The 13,010-nt window shown below is 69.3% G+C and carries 14 protein-coding genes; 4 read left to right on the top strand and 10 right to left on the bottom strand.

The features are described 5' to 3' along the window. The first annotated feature begins 81 nt into the window (after nucleotides 1-81). Nucleotides 82-1,431, top strand: a complete 1,350-nt coding sequence (locus DXT68_RS13990; RefSeq protein ID WP_045254134.1) for a cytochrome P450 — start codon at nucleotides 82-84, stop codon at nucleotides 1,429-1,431. Between the two features lie 44 nt (nucleotides 1,432-1,475). Next, nucleotides 1,476-2,771, top strand: coding sequence for a hypothetical protein (locus DXT68_RS13985; protein WP_045254133.1), 1,296 nt, complete (start codon nucleotides 1,476-1,478; stop codon nucleotides 2,769-2,771). A 350-nt stretch (nucleotides 2,772-3,121) separates the two neighbouring features. On the opposite strand, the gene DXT68_RS13980 is transcribed toward DXT68_RS13985, so the two are convergent. The 8 genes from DXT68_RS13980 to DXT68_RS13945 all read right to left on the bottom strand — a co-directional run bounded on the left by DXT68_RS13980 (nucleotide 3,122) and on the right by DXT68_RS13945 (nucleotide 9,076). Next, complete coding sequence (locus DXT68_RS13980; protein ID WP_045254132.1) at nucleotides 3,122-3,679, bottom strand: hypothetical protein; 558 nt, start codon at nucleotides 3,677-3,679, stop codon at nucleotides 3,122-3,124. Next, nucleotides 3,676-4,374 (bottom strand): hypothetical protein, encoded by a 699-nt coding sequence (locus DXT68_RS13975; protein WP_156149295.1) that lies wholly within the window; start codon nucleotides 4,372-4,374, stop codon nucleotides 3,676-3,678. Before DXT68_RS13975 ends, DXT68_RS13980 begins: the two co-directional genes overlap by 4 nt. Before the next feature lie 36 nt (nucleotides 4,375-4,410). Next, a complete protein-coding gene (locus DXT68_RS13970; RefSeq protein WP_045254130.1) occupies nucleotides 4,411-5,235 on the bottom strand; it encodes an endo alpha-1,4 polygalactosaminidase in 825 nt (274 codons plus the stop codon). Between the two features lie 5 nt (nucleotides 5,236-5,240). After that, nucleotides 5,241-5,936 carry a DUF899 family protein gene (locus DXT68_RS13965; RefSeq protein WP_045254129.1) on the bottom strand — a complete coding sequence of 232 codons (696 nt, stop codon included), beginning with the start codon at nucleotides 5,934-5,936 and terminating at the stop codon, nucleotides 5,241-5,243. 57 nt (nucleotides 5,937-5,993) lie between these two features. Continuing rightward, nucleotides 5,994-7,400, bottom strand: coding sequence for an MFS transporter (locus DXT68_RS13960; RefSeq protein ID WP_045254128.1), 1,407 nt, complete (start codon nucleotides 7,398-7,400; stop codon nucleotides 5,994-5,996). 57 nt (nucleotides 7,401-7,457) lie between these two features. Continuing rightward, nucleotides 7,458-8,528 carry a carboxylate-amine ligase gene (locus DXT68_RS13955; RefSeq protein WP_045254127.1) on the bottom strand — a complete coding sequence of 357 codons (1,071 nt, stop codon included), beginning with the start codon at nucleotides 8,526-8,528 and terminating at the stop codon, nucleotides 7,458-7,460. A 10-nt stretch (nucleotides 8,529-8,538) separates the two neighbouring features. Further along, nucleotides 8,539-8,805 carry a DUF7218 family protein gene (locus tag DXT68_RS13950; RefSeq protein ID WP_045254126.1) on the bottom strand — a complete coding sequence of 89 codons (267 nt, stop codon included), beginning with the start codon at nucleotides 8,803-8,805 and terminating at the stop codon, nucleotides 8,539-8,541. A gap of 64 nt (nucleotides 8,806-8,869) precedes the next feature. Next, on the bottom strand, nucleotides 8,870-9,076 hold the full coding sequence (locus tag DXT68_RS13945; RefSeq protein ID WP_045254125.1) for a CsbD family protein: 207 nt from the start codon (nucleotides 9,074-9,076) through the stop codon (nucleotides 8,870-8,872). A 215-nt stretch (nucleotides 9,077-9,291) separates the two neighbouring features. On the opposite strand from DXT68_RS13945, the gene DXT68_RS13940 reads away from it, so the two are divergent. Next, the gene (locus DXT68_RS13940) at nucleotides 9,292-9,684 is read left to right on the top strand and encodes a four-helix bundle copper-binding protein (protein WP_244918546.1); all 393 of its coding nucleotides are present in this window, start codon (nucleotides 9,292-9,294) and stop codon (nucleotides 9,682-9,684) included. A 19-nt stretch (nucleotides 9,685-9,703) separates the two neighbouring features. Here the strand turns inward: DXT68_RS13940 and DXT68_RS13935 are convergent, their stop codons facing one another. Further along, nucleotides 9,704-10,051 carry a hypothetical protein gene (locus DXT68_RS13935; RefSeq protein WP_045254123.1) on the bottom strand — a complete coding sequence of 116 codons (348 nt, stop codon included), beginning with the start codon at nucleotides 10,049-10,051 and terminating at the stop codon, nucleotides 9,704-9,706. A 327-nt stretch (nucleotides 10,052-10,378) separates the two neighbouring features. On the opposite strand from DXT68_RS13935, the gene DXT68_RS13930 reads away from it, so the two are divergent. Continuing rightward, nucleotides 10,379-10,864 (top strand): FBP domain-containing protein, encoded by a 486-nt coding sequence (locus DXT68_RS13930; RefSeq protein WP_045254122.1) that lies wholly within the window; start codon nucleotides 10,379-10,381, stop codon nucleotides 10,862-10,864. 374 nt (nucleotides 10,865-11,238) lie between these two features. Here DXT68_RS13930 and DXT68_RS13925 read toward each other — a convergent pair whose 3' ends face one another. Next, nucleotides 11,239-12,987: a sigma-70 family RNA polymerase sigma factor gene (locus DXT68_RS13925; RefSeq protein WP_052677713.1), complete on the bottom strand. Its 1,749-nt coding sequence runs from the start codon at nucleotides 12,985-12,987 to the stop codon at nucleotides 11,239-11,241. Between the last annotated feature and the right edge of the window lie 23 nt (nucleotides 12,988-13,010).

The following is a 13,010-nucleotide window of genomic DNA, read 5'->3' as shown; positions in this document are numbered from 1 at the left end:
CTGCCACAGCCCCATCTACCACAGGCTCCGCGATCGCGCCTCCCCCTGGAGCGGCGCGCGCTCGTCTGAGATCGTCGGGCCATGGCACTCCTCGACACCACCGCCCGTGCCGCGCGCAGACTCGGCGCCCTGGCACGTGATGACGCCCCCGCACTGCTCACCCGGGGGTACGGCTTCGGTCCCCGCATCTGGCGGAGGGTGGGGAGGGGAGCGCGATCCGCGCCCCTGCGCCTGCTCGGCAGGGATGCGGTCTTCGTGCGTGGCGTCGAGGGCGTCGAGCTCTTCTACGACCAGAGCCGCATCGCGCGCTCCGGGGCCATGCCCGCTCTGGTGCAGGAGAGCCTGTTCGGACACGGCTCGGTGCACAGTCTCGACGGCGACGACCATGCGCACCGCAAAGCGACCTTCGTCGACGTCGCGTATGACGACGGGCAGGTCGAGCGGCTCACTCCATGGCTCGAGCGCGAGTGGCAGAGCGAGCGGCAGGCATGGCTCGACGGAGGCACCCGCACCGCCTACGACGCCGCGGTCGGTGCGCTGGGTCGCGCGATCATGGGCTGGGCCGGCGTGCCGGGAACCCCGGCGGCGAAGACGCGGTGGGCCGGACGTCTCGCGCAGATCGTCGACGGATTCGGATCCCCGTACTCTCCCGAGTACATCGCCGCGCTGGTGAACCGCTGGTGGTCCGATCGTCACTCCGCGCGGCTCATCGAGGCGGTCCGGCACGGTGCGCTGACGGCCGAACCCGGCACCGCACTCCACGAGTGGGCGCACCACCGCGACCGCGACGGCGCGCTGCTGCCCGCCCGCATCGCCGGAGTGGAGCTGCAGAACAGCATCCGCCCGATGATCGCGGTGGCGAGGTTCGTGGCCTTCGCCGCCAAGGACCTGCAGGAGCGTCCGGAGTGGCGAGAGCGCATCGCCGCCGAGACCGCCCAGCGCGGGGCGCTCGTCAGCGGCCCGCTGGCGGTCATGTTCGCTCAGGAAGTGCGCCGACTCTCCCCGTTCGTGCCGATGCTCCCCGGGTGGGCCATCGCCGACGTCGAACTCGACGGTCAGGGAGTGCAAGCGGGCGGACGCGTCGTGCTCGACCTGCTCGGGACGAACACCGACGAGCGATCCTGGGCCCGACCCCAGCACTTCGATCCCGAGCGATTCCGCGACGTCGGCGGCGAGTACGAAGCGCTCGCCGCCTTCGTGCCGCACGGCGGTGCCGATGTCGCGACGGGGCATCGCTGCCCGGGCGAGAAGCTCGCGATCGCCGGGCTCGCCGCGGCGGTCGCGGTGCTCAGCGACCCCGAGCTGCGGATCCTCGACGAGGGGCTCGACGTGAACCGCCGCCGCCTCCCCACCAAACCCCGCTCCGGGGGCAGGGTGCGCTCGGCCTCGCGCTCGGTCTCGGCCTCCGGCGGGTGCCCCTTCCACCGGTAGAAGCAGGCCGCGGCCCCGTCGTGCGACCCGCTACGGTAGGGCACATGTCGCAGGCCTTCCGGATCTTCGCGCGCGTCGTCGCCGGGCACTGGCCCGCGCTCATGGCGTGGTACCTCGGCGGAGAGGCTCTGCACCGGGTGCTCATCGAGCTCGCGGGTTTCGTCGGCGGCCACACCACACTCGGCGGTCTGCTGCTGCTGCCGCTCGCGGTCGCCGCTCGACTCGTCTCGTACGTCGCGATGTACCTGACGGTGCGGCCGTCGCTGCCGCACAGCCGCAGGGAGGACGCCGGAGGCATCCGCGAGTTCGCCTCCGCCACGCTGACCGCGATCCTGCCCTTCTTCGCGTTCTACACGGCGTGGGGCCTGCTCGACGCCGATCAGATCGAGTTCTTCCAGATCGCGAATTCGCTCGCGGTCGGGGGTGTCGGATACGATCCCGCTGAGCGCGGCGACCGAGGCGGCCTGATCGCGGTCGGCGTCCTTCCGGTCGCCGTGCTTCTCGTCGCCTTCGTCGCGCGTCTGCTCTTCGCCCGCTACGCCGCACGGTTGCCACGCTGGACGATCATCCTCGCGACGTACGCCGAGGCGCTGTGGACGTTCATGCTGTTCATGTTCGTCGCCCGCTGGTGGTCGGGGGTCCTCGACTGGTTCTCCCAGCGCGAGGCGGTCGGCTGGCTGCGGGGAGTCGGTGACTGGTTCGCCGTCAATCTCGCCCCGGTCGCGATCGTGTGGGAGGGAGCGGCCTGGGTCGTCGGCATCCTGGTCGCGGCCCTCATCGTCCCTGCGGCCTGGCTGACGGTCGCAGGCGTGATCTTCGGCACCACCTTCGACTCCACCCCCTCTCTCGGGCGCTGGCGCGGCGCGGCGGCGCGAGGCGCGGCGCGGAGCGCGGCGATGAGCGTCGCGCGCACCCTGGTGATGCGCCTGGAAGGGCTGTGGGCCGCCGTCGCCGTGATCTGGCGGGGAGGACCGCTGCTCTACGGCGCCTATGCCCTCTCCTACGCGGCCTGGGCGCTCGCCGAGCAGGCCGGGACCCGCGCCGTATTTCAGCTGATCGGCGGCCACGAGGCATCGTTCTGGGCCGGCTTCTTCCCTCTGGTGACGGTGGCGGTCGCTGCCGTGACCGAGCCGCTCAGGGTCGCGATCGTCGTGACCGCATACGACGGGGTACTCGGTCGACCTCGGTCAGAGCTCGACACCCGCCCCTCAGGGGTCGATGTCGAACCGGGCCAGATCGTCGTCGCTGCCCTCGATGTCGAGCCGGAACGGCCCGTCGACGTCGTCGGGAAGCAGGAAGACGAGCAGGATGCGGTACGCATCCGTCTCGACGGTGCATGAGCTCTCGCCGCCGTCGGACGAGACATCGAGGCCCTTTCGCGAGCTGATCCAGGTGTGCGATGAGTCCGGCTCGGTGAGTGTCGACCGGCCGCAGAGCGAGGCGTCGAAACCTCCGCTCGACGACAACCGCACGCTGAGCGTGCGCGAGCCCGACGGAGCCTCGAACTCGCCCCACTCGGTAGCGCCGAGTGTCAGGGTCTGCCCGGCGATGTCGACGCTCGTATCGGCCTCGATGACCCGGTCGGTCGGTCGCGCGCTCGGCAGGATGTCGAGCCAGACCGTGACCGCGACCATCGCGACAGCGGCGGCCGCGAGCGCGATCAGCGCCGTGCGCTGCCTGCGCCACCAGCTCACGGAGTGCTCCATGCGGGGGCTTGGATGTCGAGGGTCGGAACCCGCGGCAGGTCGTCCAGCGCGAGGGATATGGCGATGAGGTCGTCGAGCTCGGCCGTGTAGTACGAGGTGGTCAGGCGCAGCTCCGCAGTTCCCGCGACGACGTCGGGAGGCAACTCGAACGCCAGCATACCCTCGGTGTCCGTGCCGACCCGCAGCGGTGCGCCCTTGAGCGTCGTCGCGACCCGCTCGCTGGAGTGGAACACGCGGTCGCCGATCACCAGCGCCGCCAGCTGGATCGCCGCATCCGCCTCGGTGGTGGGCGCCGAGGCGGTGACCCTCACCACGAGCCAGTTGCCCGCTGCGCTCCAGTCGGAGGCAGGGACGGCGACCTCGTCGGTGAAGGTCGCGTCGGTCGCTGTCGCGATCAGAGAGCGCGACTGCACGGCCTCGCCGACCGCGCCGCGCAGCACAAGGGGGCCGATCACCGCGTCGTCGCCGGGGGTGACGGCGGTGAGCGCTCCTGCAGCGAGCAGCAGCACGCCGCCGAGGATCCAGGAGCGAGCGCGCTTCATCGCGCAGCCTCCGCGGCGACGGTGATGCGCGCGCCGACTTCTGCGGCGCGCCAGCTGACCGCAGTCGACGAGATCAGCACTCTTCCGCGACGCACCTCCGCCTCGTGCACGTCGAGCGAGACCTCGCCGTCCGAGAGTGCTTCCTCCGGCACGGTCCAGGCGAAGGTGACCTGACTCGGCACGCCCGGCTGGAGGATCACCTGTCCGGCCGAGCCGTCGGCGCGCCAGACCGATACGGAGTCGTCGGCCGCCGTCGCATCCGCCAGCTCGAGGAGTGGGCCAGGGATATTGATCATGTTGGTGGCGGTGCGGTCGGCGGTGGTGCCGACGCCGATCGGCGCATCCGTCAGGTTCTCCATGCGCGTCGTCATCACGAGGAGCTTTTCACCCGGGTCGGCGCTCAGGTACTCGGATTCGATCTCCGTGGCGATCTCGGCGCCGAGCACCGTGATCGCGTAGGTCGACATGCGCGCCTCGTCACCGACGCCGAGCTCGGGCGGGTGCACTGTGGCCCGGGTGAAACCGCCCGTCACGCCCACCACGATCAGGACGGCGATGGCCGTCGCCGCGGCGATCCAGATTCCGCGGGGCACGTCGAGGAGCGCCCGACCCCACCGCGCGATGATCGCGCGCGCGGACAGCGCGGGCGGGGCGGTGTCATGACCCGCCCCCTCGTGATCCCCCGTCATGCTCACGGGGTCAGCCTACTCACGCCCTTCGCGCGGCGACGGTCACGGGCAGGTCTCGAACACGTACCCCTCGACATCCGGAGTGACGAGGTCTCGGTCACGCAGCACCATCGAGGCGGGGGAGTCCGCATCGGCGCACATCTCGTCGAACGACCGCGGGAGTTCGTCGCTGTACTCGATGTCGATCACGGCATCGCCGTAGACGGCGGTGTAGACGCCGCACTCCTCGTAGACCGCGCACTCTTCGACGACGGCGAAGTCGAACCCGGCGCGCTCGTGCAGGACCACCGCATCCTCCGCCGCGTTCTTCTGCCCGGCCGCGAGCCCCGAGGCGTGGGCGACGTCGACGAGGAGTGCCGCGAGGGCGAGGTTGTCGTCGAGAGCGAGCGCGTCATCAGACCGTGTGTACGAGTCGAGGTTGTCGAACTCGACCGCATCGAAACCGGATTCCGCGCAGCCCTCGATCCAGCCCCCGACGGTCTCGGCGATGCGCTGACGTCGATCATCCGTCGACGTGTCGAGCAGCGCCTCATCCGGCCAGTCCGGATCGAACACCGGCTCGCCGTCGCGCTGCAGCAGCAGGTCGCTCGGCCAGGACTCGAGTTCACCGGGCTGCGTCTGGAACCCGTTCACGTAGCAGACCGAGTAGAGCCCGTCCGCCGGTTCGTCCGATCGATCACGGCCCACGATGCCGACGCCGTCTGCCGGCTCGTAGCCGCCGCCGAGCTGGTAGTCGGGGGCGGCGCCCGCCGGCGGGAGAGCGGCATTCGCGGCATCCGGTGCCGTCGGTGGCGCGGCCGCCGCGCAGCCCGCGAGAGACCCGGGCAGAGCGACGGCGAGCAGTGTCGCGACCACCGCGGCCGTCACGCGCCTCAGCTGCCGGCTCCGTACAGTGCGGCGATCTCTTTCGAACCCATCCCCTGATCGTACGTGCCGTGCTGCGGCCATCCTGCAGGGGAGTCCTCCCACTCCTCCTGGCGGCCGTACGGGAGGATGTCCACCAGCCCCTGCAGGTGGCTGAGCCGCTCGGTGCCGCGGCCATTCGTGTGCCACGTGCGGTACACGGTGTCACCGTCGCGCAGCAGGACGTTCACCGCGAAGCCCTCGTTCGGCCCGGCATCCATGTCGGTGCCGAAGGTGCTGTCGGCGCTCGAGTACCAGTCCATCCGGTTGCCGACCCGGTCGCGATACGCCAGGGCCTCGTCGATCGGTCCGTTCGTCACGATCACGAAGCGTGCGTCGTAGTACCGCTCGAGCACGTCGAGCCGTGTGAACTGCGAGGTGAACCCGGTGCAGCCGGGGCACTGCCACTCGTTGCCGTCGGACCACATGTGGTTGTACACGATGAGCTGCGGGTGCTCGCCGAAGATCTCGGCGAGAGGCAGCGGGCCCTCGGCACCGACGAGCGTGTACGGCGCGAGCTGCACCATCGGCAGACGGCGCCGCTGCGCGGCGATTGCGTCGAGTTCACGGGTCGCCGCCTTCTCGCGCACACGCAGTGCCTCGAGATCGCGACGCCACGTCTCGGCATCGACGACGGGCGGAAGGGGAGACGGGGTGCTGCTCACGAGGGACCTCCGGATGCTCGGGCGGTGATCTCAGTCTGCGCCCGGCCGCCGACACGGTCAACCGATCGGTGTGGGGGCTCCGTCGACCGACTCGGCGGGCGCGTCTTCGGCAGGGTTGCGGCGAATGCCGATCCACGACACCACGCCACCGAGCACGAGCAGGCTCGCGGTGACCAGAGCTGCGTTGTGGAAGCCCGCGAGATCGAGGGTGCCGCCGATGATGGTCGACAGCATCGCCACGACGAGCAGGCCCGCGACACGGGACACAGCGTTGTTGACGGCGGATGCGATGCCGGAGCGCGACTCGTCGATGGCCCCGAGGATCGCCGAGGTGAGCGGCGCGACCGTGAGCGACAGACCGAGCCCCATCACGATCATGGCCGGCAGCACCTGCCACCAGTAGTCGAAGCTCTCGGCGACCGTCAGCAGGAGCAGCGCCCCCGCGGCCATGACGATGGGTCCGACCGTCATGAAGATGCGCGGCCCGAACCTGCCCGCCCACGATCCGGCGCGCGAGCTGAGGAGGATCATCAGGATCGTCAGCGGCAGGCTGGCGAGTCCCGCGGCGGTGGCGGTGAGCCCCGCGCCCTGCTGCAGGTAGACGCCGACCACGAAGCCGTTGAGCGAGAGGGCGGCGTATACGAACAGGGTCGCCACGTTGCCCCAGGCGAAGTCGCGCACGCGGAACAGCGAGAGCGGCATGAGGGGGGCGGTCGAACGCTGCTGGCGCACCAGGAACCACGCGAACAGGGCCGCGCCCGCGACGCCGGGCACCCAGATCGCGGGGGACTGCCAGCCGAGGTTCGGCTGCTCGATCAGCGCGAACACGACCGCACCGAGGCCGATCGCGCAGAGGGCGCCACTGAGCCAGTCGACTTTCACGCCGCTCGGCTTCTCGGCGAGCTTCAGGCGCGACAGCAGCACCAGCGTGACGGCGATCGGGAGCACGTTGATGAGGAACACGAAGCGCCAGGACAGGAAGTCGACGAACAGCCCGCCCAGCAGCGGTCCGACCAGCTGTGCACCGGTCGTGAACGCCGTCCAGGTGCCGATCGCCCGTGACTGCACGTCGGCGCGCATGGTCGCCGTGATCAGCGCCAGCGAACTCGGCACCAGCAGGGCGCCGGCCGCCCCCTGAGCGGCCCTCGCGATGATCAGGATGAGCGGATCGGGCGCGGCCGCCACGGCGACCGACGCTACACCGAACGCGATCAACCCGATGCGCATCACGAGCACCCGGCCGTAGGCGTCGGACAGCGAGCCCGCGAGGAGGATCAGCGCGCTGAGGGTGATCAGGTAGGCGTCGACCACCCACTGCTGGGTCGTGATGCCGCCGCCGAGCTCCCTGCTGATCGCGGGCAGCGCGACGGTCACCACCGTCCCGTCGAGGAACGTCACGAACGAGGCGAGCACGGCGACCGAGATCACCAGACGTTGAAGCGGGGCGAAGCGGGAGGTGGCCACAGCCAGACACTACTCCCGCCGTGGGACAGCCGGGGCGGAGCCGCTGTTCCGCGCGCGTCAGAGCGTCGCAGTGCCCTCGAGGTAGAGGTCGCGCAACCCGGCCGTGCCGTTCTCGGCGTAGGCGCGCAGCTGGCGCTGCGCCCCGGTGCCGTCCGTCGCGATGCGTGCGAGCCCCTCGGCGACGAAGTCGGCGTCGCCGAGTCGCTCGAGGGTCGGGGTGAGGCGGTCGAGCAGGCTCGCGCTGATGCTGCGGACGGAGGAGACCTCGCCGGTGAGCGGATCGACGAGTCGTGCATCCGGTCCGAATCGCGCCGCCGTCCACAGTGAGGCGTCGATCACGTCGAGTGGCATCGGCGACGATGTGTCGAAGGCGTCGCTGGTCATGATGCCGCGGCACAGGGCGGCGGCGAGAAGGGTGTCCTCGGCATCGAGCTGCGCGTCGAACACCCGCACCTCGACCGTCGGAAAGCGCTCCGACAGCCGCACCGTCCAGGACAGCGAGCCGGCATCGGCGATCGCGCCCATCGAGATGAGCTGATCTATGCGGGTGCGGTAGTCGTCGAGGTCCTCGAAATGAGGAGGGCTCCACGACGACGGCAGCCGGTGGATCAGGATGCTGCGCCAGCTGGCGAATCCGGAATCCCGGCCGTGCGTGAAGGGGGAATTGCCGGTCAGTGCGAGCAGGGTGGGCAGCCAGGCGCGGATGCGGTTGAGCACGCGCACGCGCTCCTCGTCGCCGTCGACCTCGACGTGCACGTGCACCCCGTTCACCTCATGCTCGCGCGTGATCTCGCCGAGCTGGGCCGAGACCGCGTCGTAGTGGGGAGACGACGAGACGGCGAAGCGGTTGGGAGAGATGAACGGCGTGCCGGAGCAGGCGACGATGGCGCCGTGCGCAGCGGCGGCGCTGCCCAGACGGCTGCGGGTGCGCCGCAGATCCGCCCTTGCCTGCTCGGTGGTGGTCGCGGGCGCGGTGGCCGATTCGAGTTGGCACGTGAGATATTCCGCGGTCAGACCGGGACCGACCTCACGCAGGATCTCGTCGCGCACCTCGACGCTCATGCCCGAAGGGACGAGGGTCTGCTCCTCGAGCAGCACGAACTCCTCTTCGATGCCGAATCGGGCCACGGGGGCGAACCTAATGGTCTCTGAGCGTGGAGATCAGCTTCTCTTTGCGCATGCGGCTGTAGCCCGACAGGCCCAGCTCCTTGGCGCGGGCGCGCAGCTCCGAGACCGTCCAGTCCTCGTACTCGCCGTGCTCTCCGCCGCGTCTGCCGACGGCGCTGCGTCCATCCCTCGCCGCCGCATTCGAGATGCGTGCGGCCTTCTCCTTCGATGCGCCGTCGTCGCGGAGCTCTTCGTAGAGCTCCGGGTCCTTGAGCGAACTGTTCCTGCGTCCGGGCATGATCTCTACTCCTCTCTCGCCGGCGGGACTGCACCGGCGGGCTCGCGCCCGCCGGTGAGATCACTCAGTCCTTGAGACCGTCCCGAAGGTTCTCGCCGGCGTTGTGCGCGGCATCCTTCACGTTCTCGCCGGCCTGCTTGGCCGACGCCTTGGTCTGGTCGGCGCGGCCCTCGGCCTCGAGCTTCTCGTTGTCGGTGACCTTGCCGACGCCTTCCTTGATCTTGCCCCCGGCCTTCTCGGCCGTGTTCTTGATGTCGTCTGCTCCGCTCATGGCGTGCCGTCCTCTCATCTGTCGATCAATGTCCGACCAACCTCGCACGGGCCACGGATGCTGCACACGGGATTGACAACGGGCGCGGCTCGTGAGAGCCGCGGATCGATCATCGACGTGGTCGTCCGGGCGGACTAGCCTGGCCCTCAGGCGGGTGGTCCTGCCCGCTCTCACCCCGGCTGCGGCCGACGACGGAGGCGGTACAGATGGACTCGATGATGATGGGCGCCATGACGCAGAGCATGAAGTCGATGCCCGACATGGCGGCGATGGACATGTCCGTCCTGCAGGCGTGCATGGACGCCTGCGCGGCGTGCGAGCAGGCATGCACGGTGTGCTCGACGCAGATGATGGACTGCAGCCCGGCGTGCATGAACTGCGCCGACATGGCGGGCACCATGATGAGGTCGATGCTGCGGATGCAGGGGATGACCGCCGCGTCGATGATGGCGATGCTCGACGCCTGCATCGCGATGTGCCAGACGTGCATGGACGAGTGCATGCAGCACGCGGATCACAGCGACGCCTGCCGGATGTGCGCTCAGGCGTGCAAGGACTGCATGGACGCCTGCATGGCAGTGAAGGACATGATGATGGCGAGCGCCTGACCCTCGCTCCCCGAGGGCGTCAGAGGAGCGCGATGTTGAACTGCGTGCGCCCGACGGAGAGCACGCCGTAGCGCACGTGCAGCGCGACCGGGGTGCCGACGGGAGCCTCGAGAGCGGCCCCCGCCGCACTCCAGATCTCGTGGGCGATGCCGTCGAGGGTGCGCACGGCGAGGGTTCCCGAGAGCGCATCGGCGTGCTCCACGACCGCGTCGACCCGGTCGCTCGGCGTCGCCGATGCCATGCGCGCCTGGATGAGGTGCAGGGCGTGGCCCTCGGCGAAGGAGGAGCACGCGAAGCCGTGCCGGCACATGCACGCGGAACGCTCACGCACCGAGAGGGGCGGAAGGCTGTTCAGCGGCGTGGACACGGTGGTCTCCTTCGTGAGTGGACGTTCCGGCAAGAGTAAGGCGGTCGAGACACCGAGGGAACCGGGACCGACACGCGGTGAAACAAACGGGCGTAGACTCTCCGGGTGCTGTTGTCGAAGAGTGCTCCCCGGACGCCGGGTAGAGCGCGGAACGGAGCCGTGGGCGCACTCAGCGCCACGGTCAGAGGCTGACGATCGGCCGGAGTCGGAACATCCCGTCCCCGGTGGCCCGTCGTACCCCGCATCCGTCGTGATGCGCTCCCTCTTCTCCTGCCGCCGCTCGGCGGCCCGCCGCCTCGCGCGGCCGACACGAAAGTCTGCACCCTCATGCGTCCCATCGACGAGCGCACCCTGCGCGCCTCCTTCCTCAACGCCTCCCGTAAAGAGGTCTCCGACCTGACCCTGCCGGCCGGCTTCGCCGACCTCGACGTCGAGAAGCTCGACTACCTCGGCTGGGTCGATCCGAAGCTCCCCCGTCGCTCGTACGTCGTCGCCTGGGTCGACGACGTCGTCACAGGCGTCATCCTGCAGCGGGCCGAGCAGCGCGTTCTCGCCAGGGCGCAGTGCTCGTGGTGCGAGGACGTGACGCTCCGCAACGACGTGCAGCTCTACGTCGCACGCAAGGCAGGCTCCGCCGGTCGCAAGGGCGACACCATCGGCACCCTGCTGTGCGCGGAGTTCGGATGCTCGCAGAACGTGCGGATGCTGCCACCGCTCGCCTACGAGGGGTATGACCGCGAACTCGCCCGCGAACTGCGCATCCTCAGGCTGCAGGAGCACGTCGGGGCGTTCATCGCGGCCGTCCGGGGCTAGGGCGAGGCGGCTCCGCGGCGGTAGGTGTGGGGGGCGGGGAGAGCCCCCCACACCGAGCCCGCAGCGTGAAGTGCGGGCTTTCTTGGGATGGATCACTGGGAGAGGATCCACTATCTCCATCACACGGGTTCCGAATCATGACGTGGAACTGTGAAGAGAATCGAGAGGATCCAGGTCATCTCAATGTCGCTCGAGCCGAGTGGTTTCTTCGATCTGGCGTCGGGATTTCGCGGTTCGGGGGTCTTATGCATAGGTCGACAATTATCGGCGGGCTTCACGCGTGCTCTGTCGGGCGCCGCCTTTTAGACATATAGCGAACACGGGGGAGAGGGCCTTAGCTCTCTCCCCCTCGTCTTATGTCACTGATTGCTGAGTCATCGTGCAGTGAATTCGGTTTCCGCCCAGGGGCCGAAATCCCGCGTTTCGGGGAGCGCGTACCGGAGACGGAGTATCCGGTCGCCTGGCGCGACTGCGAGATACTCATTCCACGCGCCCGAGGCGGGCATAGTCAGGGTCTGAATAGACGACTGGCCGAGGACCTGGCGCTGGATCACCGTGCCAGGAGGCAGGTCTAAACGAAAGTTGAACCGTGCCGCGTCCACCACGGCGCCAGCGAGTGGCCGTCCAGAGGAAGGGGGATCCGTGACGGTGTAGGTCATCGGAGCGGACCGTTCCGACTCGAGTCCGAGCACGGTCTGAGATGCGGAGACCGTAAAGGTGCCTGGCCCGCTCTTCACGAGCGATGTGGTCCAGTGCCCCCGACTGTCTGCTGTCGTGACTGCGAGGAGAGTGTCGGCAGCGTCGCTGATCTCGATCCGTGCGCCAGGGACAGCGTCCGTTCCCGCCACTCGCGGGTACATGCGGGAGTCATCCTGGAGAACCGCCATGTCAGGTGTTTCAGGGTCCGAGGGAGCGACCGTCGGGGTCGGCGTTCCCGGGTTCTGTCGTGTATCCGGGGGCTGGACGGTGTCCGTCGGGTCTTGCGGGCGATCGGGGACGACAGGGGTGTCTGGCCGCGTGATCTCCGGAGGCGGCATCGCCGGATCCTCGTCTTGGGGTCCATCTGGGGGTGCCTTCACGAAAGGGAACGGGGAAGGTGCGGGCTTGGATGCGATCGAGCTCTGCGTCTGCTCTTCAGACAGTGGCGGCGTCGCGCCCTGGTCTGACTGCCAGAGGGTCGCGGCGGCACTTCCGCCGCCGATCAGGAGGACGGCTACGAGGGCTGCGGCACCGAGCCGCCGTGTGGTTGAGCTTCGGGGTGCGTCTTCGACGGGGCCTTCGCCAGCCGCCGCGGTCGTGACCGGGAGCTGCATTTCGGGCATCGCCGGGGGGCGCATGGTCGACAGATACCCGATGGCACCTGCCGCACCTGCCACGGCGGGAAGCAAAACGAGAGCGAGGGAATGCGCGATCTCGCGGGCTTCCTCCAGCGCAGCTGTGCACGACTCGCACGTCGCGATGTGCGCGTCGACCTTCTTGGTCGCGCGCGGGGCGAGGCCGTCGCGCGAGTACGCGCCGATGTCGGAGAGGGTCTGCTGACACTCTGGCGAATCGGCTCTGGCGAGCTGGGCAGTCACCCATGCATCGCGGAAACCACGCTTCGCTCGGAGCACGAGTGCGGAGACAGCGTTGGCGGAGAGGCCGAGAGACCCGGCCATCTCTCGCGGTCGGAGGCCGTCGACCTCGGCATACCACAGCGCTTCCTGCCACCGCGGAGGCAGAGACTGGAGCGCTTCACTGACTGCTCGGTGGCGTTGCCCCTGAACCGCGGCGCTCTCACCCTCAGGCGCGTCAGCGTCGATCATGAAGTCGAAGTCGGTCTCTGCCCGGGGTACGTCCCTGTTGTATTGGCGCCGCGCGACGTTCCGCACCGTCATGATCAGGTAGGGGCGGAATGCTCCTTGAGGACCCTTCCCGGCTTGAAGAGAGACGAGGAGTCGTTCAAAGGCCTCGGAGACGAGGTCGTCGGCGTCGAGACCGGCGAAAGTGCGCGCAACCGACCTTGCCGGCCCCGCGTGACGTTCCCACAGCAGTCCGTACGCGCCCATGTCACCACGTCGAACCTGTTCAAGGAGGTCCTCATCCGCGACATCACCGAGCGTCGGGCCCTGGTTCTCGTCCATAGTTCATTCTCTCGTGCGCGTTC

The sequence above is a fragment of the Microbacterium foliorum genome, from assembly GCF_003367705.1.
Classification (GTDB): domain Bacteria; phylum Actinomycetota; class Actinomycetes; order Actinomycetales; family Microbacteriaceae; genus Microbacterium; species Microbacterium foliorum.
Note: the sequence above shows the minus strand (reverse complement) of the source record. Positions and strands in the feature narration are given on the sequence as shown.